This is a genomic window from Streptomyces sp. NPDC057694 (genome assembly GCF_042799415.1).
GTDB lineage: Bacteria > Actinomycetota > Actinomycetes > Streptomycetales > Streptomycetaceae > Streptomyces.
On record NZ_JBHVIX010000014.1, the window covers coordinates 84,027 to 94,400 of the forward strand.

7 protein-coding genes are annotated in these 10,374 nt (G+C 66.4%); 2 read left to right on the plus strand and 5 right to left on the minus strand.

Features of this window, described 5'->3' with window-relative positions:
* Positions 1–148 precede the first annotated feature (148 nt).
* Together ACFVDP_RS27155 and ACFVDP_RS27160 are read right to left on the minus strand one after the other, a co-directional pair.
* Positions 149–2,452 carry a WD40 repeat domain-containing protein gene (locus ACFVDP_RS27155; protein ID WP_383494814.1) on the minus strand — a complete coding sequence of 768 codons (2,304 nt, stop codon included), beginning with the start codon at positions 2,450–2,452 and terminating at the stop codon, positions 149–151.
* Entirely contained in the window at positions 2,445–4,565 is a 2,121-nt protein-coding gene (locus ACFVDP_RS27160; RefSeq protein ID WP_383494817.1) for an AAA family ATPase, read from the minus strand. Before ACFVDP_RS27160 ends, ACFVDP_RS27155 begins: the two co-directional genes overlap by 8 nt.
* An 18-nt stretch (positions 4,566–4,583) precedes the next feature.
* Between ACFVDP_RS27160 and ACFVDP_RS27165 the strand changes: the two genes are divergently transcribed.
* Entirely contained in the window at positions 4,584–6,077 is a 1,494-nt protein-coding gene (locus ACFVDP_RS27165) for an esterase/lipase family protein (RefSeq protein WP_383494820.1), read from the plus strand.
* A 73-nt stretch (positions 6,078–6,150) separates the two neighbouring features.
* On the opposite strand, the gene ACFVDP_RS27170 is transcribed toward ACFVDP_RS27165, so the two are convergent.
* Positions 6,151–6,591, minus strand: a complete 441-nt coding sequence (locus tag ACFVDP_RS27170; RefSeq protein WP_383494824.1) for a hypothetical protein — start codon at positions 6,589–6,591, stop codon at positions 6,151–6,153.
* A 669-nt stretch (positions 6,592–7,260) separates the two neighbouring features.
* Positions 7,261–7,770: a MarR family winged helix-turn-helix transcriptional regulator gene (locus tag ACFVDP_RS27175; RefSeq protein ID WP_383494826.1), complete on the minus strand. Its 510-nt coding sequence runs from the start codon at positions 7,768–7,770 to the stop codon at positions 7,261–7,263.
* 349 nt (positions 7,771–8,119) lie between these two features.
* Here ACFVDP_RS27175 and ACFVDP_RS27180 point away from each other — a divergent pair, with 349 nt between their 5' ends.
* Positions 8,120–8,968, plus strand: coding sequence for an aminoglycoside phosphotransferase (locus ACFVDP_RS27180; RefSeq protein ID WP_383494829.1), 849 nt, complete (start codon positions 8,120–8,122; stop codon positions 8,966–8,968).
* Positions 8,969–8,986: 18 nt separating this feature from the next.
* Here the strand turns inward: ACFVDP_RS27180 and ACFVDP_RS27185 are convergent.
* Positions 8,987–9,867 (minus strand): IS5 family transposase gene (locus ACFVDP_RS27185; protein ID WP_383495172.1). Its coding sequence is split into 2 segments (ribosomal slippage): positions 8,987–9,504 and positions 9,504–9,867, totalling 882 coding nucleotides; the frame shifts between segments, so codons are not numbered across the junction.
* Positions 9,868–10,374: the final 507 nt, after the last annotated feature.

A 10,374-nucleotide genomic window follows, 5' to 3' on the forward strand; every position in this document is an offset into this window, starting at 1 on the left:
TCCGTGGTCAGCAGGTCGGGGCCCCGTTACGGGCCGAACGTGTGGAGCTTTGGATTGTCCCGCACCGTACTTCCGTTGGCATGTGCCACACGCATCTTGTGGGGCGCATGTTGTGTTGTGTTGCAGCACCAATGGGGCGCACAGCGGATTACAGCAGGTCGTGGTGCAGGCGGACCGCGCTCGGGCCCGCTTCGCCGGAGGCCAGCAGGATTGACGAAGAGGCGTCACCGGAGTCCTGGACGGTCTTGAGCGAGGTGACGGGAGATCCGGTCACTATCTGCAGCAGCGGCTGGCCGGTGGTGGCATCCCACAGGTGCACACTGGTCTTCCCCGCGGCGGCCAGCGCAGCGCGCCCGTAACGGAGCGGTATGGAGGTCACTGCGCTTAGTTCACCGTCATTGCACGTCATGGTGCGCACCGGTTCCTGGGTGGCTGGGGCCCAGAGTTTGAGCGTTCCGTTTCGTCCTGCTGCAGCGATGAGCAGTCCGCCGTCGTCCGGGGTGACGAAGGCCAGGTCGTTGATGAGCCCCTGGTCGCATTTGAGGGTGGGGACGTGCTGCTCAAGAGTGTCGGCGTTCCAGATCCTGATGTTTCCGTCGCTGCCACCGGATGCGAGCAGTCGCAACTCGGCGGCCTGATGGGTGGCCAGGCAGCGCACCGTGAGGTCGTGGTCGTCGAAGAGGGCGAGGCGCTCTCCTGTTGACGGATCCCAGACGCAGACTCGTCCGTCCGCACCGGCACTGGCCAATCGTTCGCCGGCGGCACTGGGCAGCGTGACGAGTCTGCGGATGGGCAAGTCGTGGCCGGCCATCGGCGGACCGACCTGGCAATTGGTTTCGGGGTCCACGCAGATGATGCTGAGGTCGTCGAGCGCTGCGGCGAGCAACCGGCGCCCTCCGATCTGAGGCCATGCCAGGGCGCTGATGCGACGCCCTTTCATGCGGGTGATTTCTGTGCCCGAAACCAGGTCCCTGAGGATCACGCGTGAAGCGCGGGCCACGGCCAGGCGGTGCGGCGCCGTTGGAGACACGGCGCTGGCCGTGACGCTGTTCCAGGTTTGGGGTTTCTGTCCGAAGGTGGCTTCGTCGACCGGCCAGCTGCGCACGATATGGTCCGCTCCGCCCGAAAGCAGCCGGTCGTGATGCCGGCCAGGAAGACAGGTCATCGCGTTAACCGGAGCGGTGTGGGCGGCCAGCGAACCGGCAACGGGTTTCAGCGACGGCAGGTGCCACAGCCGTAGGGTGCCGTCGCCCGCAGCCGAAACGAGAGCCGATTTTTGTTCGACGGACACCTGATGCAATGACGTCACAGGCGACGGCGATCGTCCTGCCTGGAGCGCATCATGCCGCCCGACGGCGAGCACTTGGTCCGCATCGAGGCCGCACAAAGTGACATTTCCGCTCTCGTCCCCCACGGCGTAGTGGCCAGGCTGTGACAGCGCGATCAGGGCACGGACACGTCCCTGGTGCCGCGAATGGACCTCTGCCGTGGTCCCGTCGTAGCAGTAGACGGTGTCGCGCACGCTGAACAGCAGCCGGTCTCCCCCGTCTGCCACAGGGACGCCGCACAACAGGGCCGAGAAGTCGTCAAGTGGTCCCAGCGATAGAGGCCGTGGGTGGAAACGGCCAAGGTCGACGGACTCGACCTCACCGTCGCTGAACGCCGCAAGGAGCAGGGGCGGATGGCCGTCGGGCCGGTAAGTGGTCAGGGAGCTGACCCACGTCTTCTGTCGGCGTGCAATCTGCCGGTGCGTGAGCTGCCCGTCCTCCTCCTTGACCGCCATCACGCGGCCGTCGGTGCCAGCAGTGATGAGGAGCCCGCCGCGCAGTGCCAACAGATGGGTGATGGCCCCCGAATGCAGTTCCACGGGGATGTGGGTGAGCCGACCGTCAGCGCGCAGCAGCCGCAACGTCCCGCTGTCGTCACCCGTGGCGATCTTAGGTGCAGTGCCATCAGACGCGCGGAGCGTTGCGAGGGCGGTCACCTCTTTCGGGCTGGCGGTCCATGCGGGATTGGGGACGACTCTGTCACTCCACAGCGGGCTGACAGGGACGGGAGTACTCAAGGGCTCCGCCTGTTCGGCAGGCACAGTCTGGGAGGGGAGGCGCAGGAGTGCGTGCCGTGCGAGGTGCAGACTGCTCAGCCGCGAGAGGGGACCGGTGTTCAAAGCAAACGGCTCGAGCGCTGCCCAGGCATTCAGCCACTGCCGCCGCTCGCTCGTTGTGTCCTGCGCGGCCAGCAGCCTGCTGACCTGCGAGCTGCTCTCCCAAGCGAGCAAACCGGGTGTCACGTGGTCGTCGTCGAACACCTCGCCCTGTGCCGCGTGCTCAGCCAGATGCCGCCGCAGATACGGATGAGGAGGAAGTGTTGGATCGCTGGGAACGAGATCCTTGAGCCGCTCAGCGATCTGGCGGTGAATGTCCCGCTGGTATGCCTCGTTGGCCTCAGTCACGGTCACCGCCAGGCGCGAGCAGATTACTGTCGGGACGCAGGAGTTCGGCAGCCAACTCCTCGTGCGCGGGACGATACACACGGCGGTCGTCTTCTATGGCCTGAGCCAGATATCCGCTCAACCGTCCGTTGAGCAGCTTGCCGATCATCGTGTCCCACTCCTCCGGCTCCAGCTGATCGGGAAGCAGGAAGATACCCGCCATCGCCGGCCACACCTCGCCCCAGGGCACGCCTTGGCCCTTGGCGTAGGCCGATGCCTTCAGAAGGGCCAGGGCGACGCGAGGAGGCAGACCATCGTCCTCGACCAGGTGCAGATCGCGGCGCAGCAGCCCGTGAAGGCCCTGGGTCAGCGTCGTGCGGTGCCACTCCTCGTTCCGGGCCAGTGCCCACGGGTCCGGGGAGTTGTGCAGTTGGTAGCCGGCCAGCCGGGCGTCGATGAAGGACGGCCACACGGCTTCCACTACGGACGAGATGGCTTGAGCCGCATCATCGCCGACGACGTTGCCGACCAGGGCGCTGAGGTACTGCGCCATGTCCTGCTTGCTGGTGATGCTGTCCGTGCGTTCCACCAGTGCACTCGGGAACAGACGGCGCAGTGTATGCAGGAGTCCTGGGTCATCCTTCGACCCAGCAGCATCGGCACCCTCGGTGGACTGACTTGAACGAACCCCTACTAAGAGCCGCAGCCCCGGTGTCGTATCGCAACCGGTCTGGCTCTGGCGCTGACCGGGTAACAACACACGAGACATTGGTTCCAGAGGGCCGAGCACATCACTCATGATCCGTGATTGCTCCTGGGCCTCGTCCAACGCATCCACCACGATGGTCACTGGATCGCCAGATTCCTCTACATGCTCGCGGAGCTGGCTGGACCAGACGGCGACCTTGTCGTCTGTCGGAGTTACCGGCCGCAGCGGCAGACCGAGCGCCGTGACCAGCCCCGCGGCAAATTGCGCGGCATCAAGACCGCGGGCCAGCAGCGCCGCACAACGCGGGTTCTCCACAGGGATTGTTGCCGGCTCTGACGTCTCCTCGACCTGCTTGTACAGCGGATCCCGCCGGAACTCCGGGTCGCTAAGCATCACCGCCCGGGCCAGCACGGCTGACTTTCCACTGCCTGCGCACCCCGTGACCAGGAGTACGCCGCGCCGGTTGCCCGGATCCAGGAACTCGGCGACGTCCTTGTTCAGACCCTCGCGGCCGCGGAAGTACCAGCCTGTGTCCTGCTCGTGAGGCCGGCCGCTCGCCCGGTCCAGCCAGTACTCGGCAGACCACGGAGTATGCCCGGCCAAGGAACCGGCGAGTTCCGGCAGCCGGATGTAGCCGGGGTTGGGCAGACAAACGGATGGCTGAAGAGTGCCACCCTGAACGAGATGGTGCAGTTTAAACTTCTTCTCGTCCTCCGGCGGCAGTCCCCGCGCGTACTGCGCCATGAACTCCGGGACGCTCAAATACGGAGTAGTGATGCCAGCGGTGTGGCGCAAACGCTCAAGCGCGGCCCGTAACAGCGTGGGAAACCTGGTGACCTCGATCTTGGTCTTCAGGCCACAGGTCACCAGAACATCTAACTGACAGTTATCGCGCCGGTCCGGTCTGATCTCCTTGTGCGCGGCCGCGAGATCCGCAGCCATGTTGCCAGCGAAGCACGTGTTGACGATCACCAGGACGTTCTTCGCATGCGAGTCCAGGGCCGCAGCCACGACATCGACAGTCCGCACAGCCGTCGCCAGAGGGCGCTTGAGGTCCGTCTTCGGAAGGCGAAGGAAGTGCGTATCGGAACTGCCGGAGAAGCCATGACCGGTGATGAACAGCACGAGAGCCTCGCCCTGCAAGTCCCGAACCCTCTGGGCGCGCAGGAACTCCTCGACGGCGTCGCGGTCCACCAGTTCCCCAGCCGGCTCAACTGGAGTAAACGCCATCTCAGGATCAGGAGTGTGCCACCACCACTCGCCGACCACGTCCTTCTGTAGGTCGATGCCTCTCGCGAACTGCTCCTGCGCCGCGTCACCCGGATAGTCGCGCACAGCAAGGCTCAACAGAACGCGCTGTGTTGACGCTTCGTCACCTTGCGACGGCAGTGACTTAGGCCGTACCCCGCCCCCCGTGTGCTGCATGTCATTAGTGTGACAGCCATGAACCAGCCACGGGGGCAAGTCCGACCCGCACCAGCTCCGCACATCTCGCCCAGCCTGACCCACCGCACCACCCACGACGCCATCGTCATCGTCCCCGGCATCATGGGCAGCGAGCTCTACGACACCACCACCGGCAAGGTGATCTGGGGAATAGCCGACCCCCGATGGCTCACCCATGCCTGGCTGCGCCCCAAGGGGCTTGCCCCCCTGCACCTCACCGATGAGGAGCGCACCGGCCACTACAGCCGGGTCAAGGCCCGCCGCCTACTTCAGACCCCTGTGTGGAGCCCGTTCCTGCGCGGAATCGAGCCCTACACCAGACTCGTGAACCTCGCCGAAGAGTGCGCAGCCCATCGGGACGCCGTCATGACCTTCCCTTACGACTGGCGACTGCCCATCGCGGTCAACGCCCGACGTCTCGCCAAGGAAGCACGCGACCACCTGCAGAACTGGCGTGACCACTCCGCCCAGCCCGAAGCTCGCCGCCAGGCGCTTGAGGACAGGCCCGCCCGCCTCGTCTTCCTCGCCCACTCCATGGGCGGACTCGTCACCAACACCGCCCTGACCCTCGGCGGCGACAAGGACCTCGTGGCCGACACACGTGGCGTGCTCACCCTAGGCACCCCCTTCCAAGGATCCGTCGTCGCCGCGAATATCCTCAACGCCTCCCAGGGCGCGCCTTTGCCACTCCCGCACACTCGCCTGGCGGCCGCCGCTGCGACCATGCCCGCTGTCCACGAACTGCTGCCCCGCTTCCGATGCCTGGAAGACGGCATGGATGTACACCGCCTCACGCCAGGCGACGTCGCCGCACTCGGCGGGGACAAAGACCTCTTTGCTCAGGCACAGGACTTCTTCTCTACCCTCTACGCCCAGCAGTTGCCACAACAGCAGCCCGTCGTTGGCGTGCGACAAGACACTGTCCAGTCCCTCACTCTCACCGACGGCGTCGTACGGGCATCCGAGTACGGCTTCATCACGGCCTCCGACGGCGAACTGAGCCGCGACCCCAACGGCACACCGCGCCGCATGCAGGTATGGGGAGACGGGACCGTTCACCGCAGCTCCGCAGCCGTCACCACACCTACGATCCCGCTCGCTGCCCAGCATGGAGCACTCGCCAACAACAAGAAGATGCTGCCCCTCATCGAAGATTTCCTCCTCGACCACGATGCACTCATCCGCGGCCCAGAACAGGGCGACGAAGGCATCGGCCTCACAACCCCCGACTACGTCACCCCAGAATCCAGCTGGGAGTGCACCATCACAGGAACTGATGAGCCAGCCGACGTCGATTGCCGTATCGCCAACATCGACGGGAGCTGGAGCAGCAACGACTTCTCCTTCGATGTCACCGGTGACGACCGCCTCAGCGCCAACACCAACGTGCCGGACGCGGGCCTCTATCGGATCACCGCAAGAGCCGACTACGGACCCGAGGTCACCCAGCTGGTCTTCGCCGGGCCCAGCCGGTCGAGCGGCGAGTCATAGTCAGGTTGTGCCGCTTCTGAACGCAGGTGGCCGACTGACCTCGCACGCGCTGACCAAGAGGCGATCGACGCTGCTACTGGAAGACGCCAGCGTTCCACGACGTTGCGTTGCGGTAGAACATCCGGTCCAAGCCCGCCGGCGTCCGCCGCTGCTGCCTTTGGAGGCCCAAGGCCAGCGGGTGCGCCTCGGCAGATCCAACCGCGGAGCAGAGGTTGCGCATCGGGGCTTCCGCCGCCTTCGTCGTATGGGCGCGGGTCGCGGACTCTTCGGCGTACGTGGTGACGAACAGGGCGTTGCCGGCGCGGACCCGCACCATCGCCTGCCAGGGCTCGGGCCCCGTGGACCAGAGGCCATGGGCCTCCCCCTTGATGAGGACGGCGGCCTCGTCGCCCAAGTCGGGCAGGCGATGTTCGGTCGCTTCGGGGGACGCTTTCTGGCCGAGGGTGCGGAACCGGTCGACCACATGAAGCGACCCGTTGAAGGTATCGGTCGACTTCCAGCCCGCCGCGGCCACGCTGATGCAGAGGGCGGGGGGTGTTGAGGGAGGAGTCGGAGGCGACGGCGCACCCGTCGAGGCCCGGGAGCGGGGCCACCGGATGGACGCGGTCGCACGCCGCTGATCCGGGTACGCGGCCGGTCCCGGCCGCGCCTGACGAGGCACCGACACAAAGCAGACCTTCACGAAGTCCAGCGCGCTCTGCCTCCGGGGCGGGCCCCTTGGTCAACTCCTGCTCTAGCACAGCAAACTGGGCAGTGGTCGGCCTGGGCCATCCCGGCGAGTCGCGCGCCGCCAGCCCTGCGACGCCGCCCTCGCGCCAGGCCTGGCGCCAGCGTTCCACCGACTGCCGCTCCGTGACCCGCAGATCCTCCGTGATCCGCGAGATCTTCTCGCCCCAGGCGAATCGCTCGGCGGCCTCCCGACGGATCCGTTCCCGGGCCCGGCGCCGCGCATCGGTCAGGTCACCGCCTTGTGCATACCGGATACCGCATCCCGGCGGCGTACCGCAGGGATCACCCCGCGTCACCCCGACCTCACACCGAAAAGCTCAGTAGACGCTCCGCCCACTCCCAGGCGACGGGCAGGGCGGTGCCCAATCTCGGGGCCCCTGGCCGCAGGGCTCAGCCGGGCCGGTGCGGGCGCCGGCCGCGTGGACGACGGACAGGACCAAGGCGTAGCCGGTAGCTAATCGCCGCAGCCGACCCTTCCGGCGTCTGTTGCCGCGTTGTTGAGGTTGCGTTCCAGCCGGCCGAGCGAGGCCAGGGTCTGCTCCTGCTCGGCGTCGGTGAGGTCGCCAACGGCGCAGCGTTCCAGTTCGGCCCAGATGTCTTCTACTTTGTCCCGCAACGCGAGACTTGCCGCGGTGGGCTCGACGATCATCGATCGCTTGTCCGTGAGGGAGGGCATGCGGCGCACGAAGCCAGCCTGCTCCAGGCGGTGCACAGTGCGGGTGATGGTGGACGCATCGGATCCGAGGACGTCGCGGAGGTCCACCTGCCGCAGCGGGCCGCGTTGCCAGAGCTCCATCATGACCACTTCCTGGCTTGGGTGGAGACCCACCTGCCGCAGCAGTTGTCCTGCGATCATTCGGTGTAGCCGGGCGACCCGGAAGATTGCATGGCTGACGGGACCAGGGCGTACGGCCGATGGCATCTCACCGACGCTGGCGATGCCTTGCCCCGCCTCTTCACTCATGCATTCTCCACTGACTCTCAGACCACGGGCTCTGGCCGTCTTCCCTGCTCATCGCCCTACTCGCACTATAGAGCGGCCTCAGATCAGCCCCCTTACGGTACGCGGTGGTGTCCGCCCGGCCAGGAACCGAACCGTCCGACCAGCTACGCGCGCCCGGATCGAGGCTAGTCCGGCCGGGTGGCTTGCCTGACTGCCGGATGGGGCCGAGTCGGGCGTGCCAGCGCCGCCGCAGGCCGGTTGCAGATGGAGCGCCCGCTGATTAGGGCCTGTCCGGCGGATCTTCCCTGCTGGCGTGTGACGGATGGGCTTGGGCGAAAAAGAGGTGCGTAGGCACGATGACGTCGGCAGGATGCCCGGCGTGACTGAAACGCCGAGCAACGCCATGCCAGCCCCTGCCGTCCTTGACGCCTTCGGTGTGAAGGGTTCTGCTGTCCCGCTGGCTGGTGGGCAGGGACGAAGCGTCCTCGTCGGTGGGTTTGTATTCAAGCCTGCCGAGGGCACTGACGAGGAGGTCGAGTGGGCGACTTCCCTGTTTGAGAAGCTGGCGTCAGACAGTGGCTTCCGCGTTCCACTACCGTTGCGGGCCGCCGACGGGCGAAGCGTCGTGGACGGCTGGACCGCCAGCGAGTTCCTGACCGGTCAACCTGGCCCGGTGGGGCACTGGACCGGTGTCCTCAGTGCCGGCCGCGCCTTCCACAACGCTCTGCGGGATGTGCCCCGGCCCGAATTCCTTGATCTGCACGTGCACCCGTGGGCTGTGGCCAACCGAGTCGCGTGGGGTGAGCAGGACATCGACGTGATCGACGACCTCGCCGCACCGTTCTCGACCCTGCTGCAGCTGAGGCGCCCGGTGGCGCCGGACACAGCTCAGCTCATCCATGGCGATCTCACGGGCAATGTCCTGTTCGGTTCGGATCAAGTGCCTGTCGTGATCGACTTTTCCCCGTACTGGCGGCCGCCGGTGTTCGCTGAGGCGATCGTGGTTGCAGACGGACTGCTGTGGTTCGACCTTCCGACTGACCTGTTGACGGCTGGCAGCGATCATCTTGACTGGCCGCAGATGCTGGTCCGTGCACTGATTTTCAGGCTCGTCGCGCACAGCGAGAGCGCAGGTCCACTGGGGCGTGCTCACTCGGGTGAGCCCGCCCGCTATGCAAGGGCAGTCGAGGTTGTGGTGAGGCAGTTGGCGAGGTTCTAGGACGCGCCTGAACCGCGGTCATGGTCGCAGCCAGAGTCTGATCGAGGCGAGTGTGACGGTGCCGTGGAAGATGTAGGCGCGCTTATCGAATCTCGTGGCCACGGCCCGGGAGTGCTTTAGCGCGTTGATCGTTCGCTCAACTTCGTTCCTGCGCTTGTAGATCGTCTTGTCGAAGCCGGCGGGCCGGCCGCCCCTGCTGCCGAGGGCTTGGCGGTTGGCGCGCTGATTCTTCGGCTCGGGGATGGTGTGCTTGATCTGGCGTCGTCGCAGGTAGCGGCGATTGCGGCGGGAGGAATACGCCTTGTCGCCGCCAAGGTGGTCGGGCCGGGTCCGGGGCCGCCCACCGTCGAGACGGGCAACACGGACACGATCCATGACCGGGATGAACTGCGGGGCATCACCCCATTGGCCCGGAGTGATCAGCAGGGCCAGCGGGCGGCGTCCGCCCTCACCGGCAAGATGGATCTTGCAGGTCAGGCCGCCCCGCGAGCGTCCGAGCCCCTCATCGGGGCGGTGCTGCCGGGGCGTGCGTCTTTTCCCGGCAGCCTTGGAGGCTTCTTGCGTGCTCCGGCGGCGTGCTGATGGGCCCGGCAGGAGGTGGAATCGACGCTCACCATCGACCAGTCGATGCGACCTTCCGCATCGGCATCGGCCAGGACTGCCGAGAAGAGCCTGTCCCACGTGCCGTCCGCTGACCAGCGCCGATGCCGCTCGTAAACGGTCTTCCACTTACCGAAACGGGCAGGCAGATCACGCCACGGCACCCCGGTCCGGTTACGGTACAGGATTCCGTTGATGATCCTGCGGTGACTGCCCCAACGACCGCCGCGCTGCCCGGACTTCGGCAGCTGCGGCTTCAACCGGGCCCATTCTTCACTTGTGAGATCTCCCCGCCCCATGAGCATGCCAACGAGCCAAGACCGAGACGGTCACATGATCCGCCGGACAGGCCCTAGGCAGATCACCGGGGCTGGCTGCCCCCATGAAGCAGAATTCTCCGGCTGTATCCGCCCGATGGTCAGACGACGAGGTGTTTCGGGGACGTCGTAGGACACCCCCGCGGGTGCGTTCCCGGACTCGACTGAGGTTCCGGCAATTGACTGTCGTACTGCCCAGCCATCCCATCCCTCGGCAGGCACAGTCGTACTGAACCCTCATTCCTACCGACTCGGCCCGCGGAACTGATGGAACAGGACCTGGGCGCCAAGCAGCCATCTGCTGTTGCAGTGCGTCCCATGCCCCGTGACGACCTCCCGGCCGTCAACTGTGCAGCGATCCTGACGGCGCCCGGCGGCATGGGCGACGGGCGGTTCCGGCGGAGGGGGGGGGGGGGGGGAGGCGAAACCCCCAAAGAAGGCCCACCCCTCCCCCCCCAAAAAAAGAGGGGAGGCAGCGAAGAGAGAGAC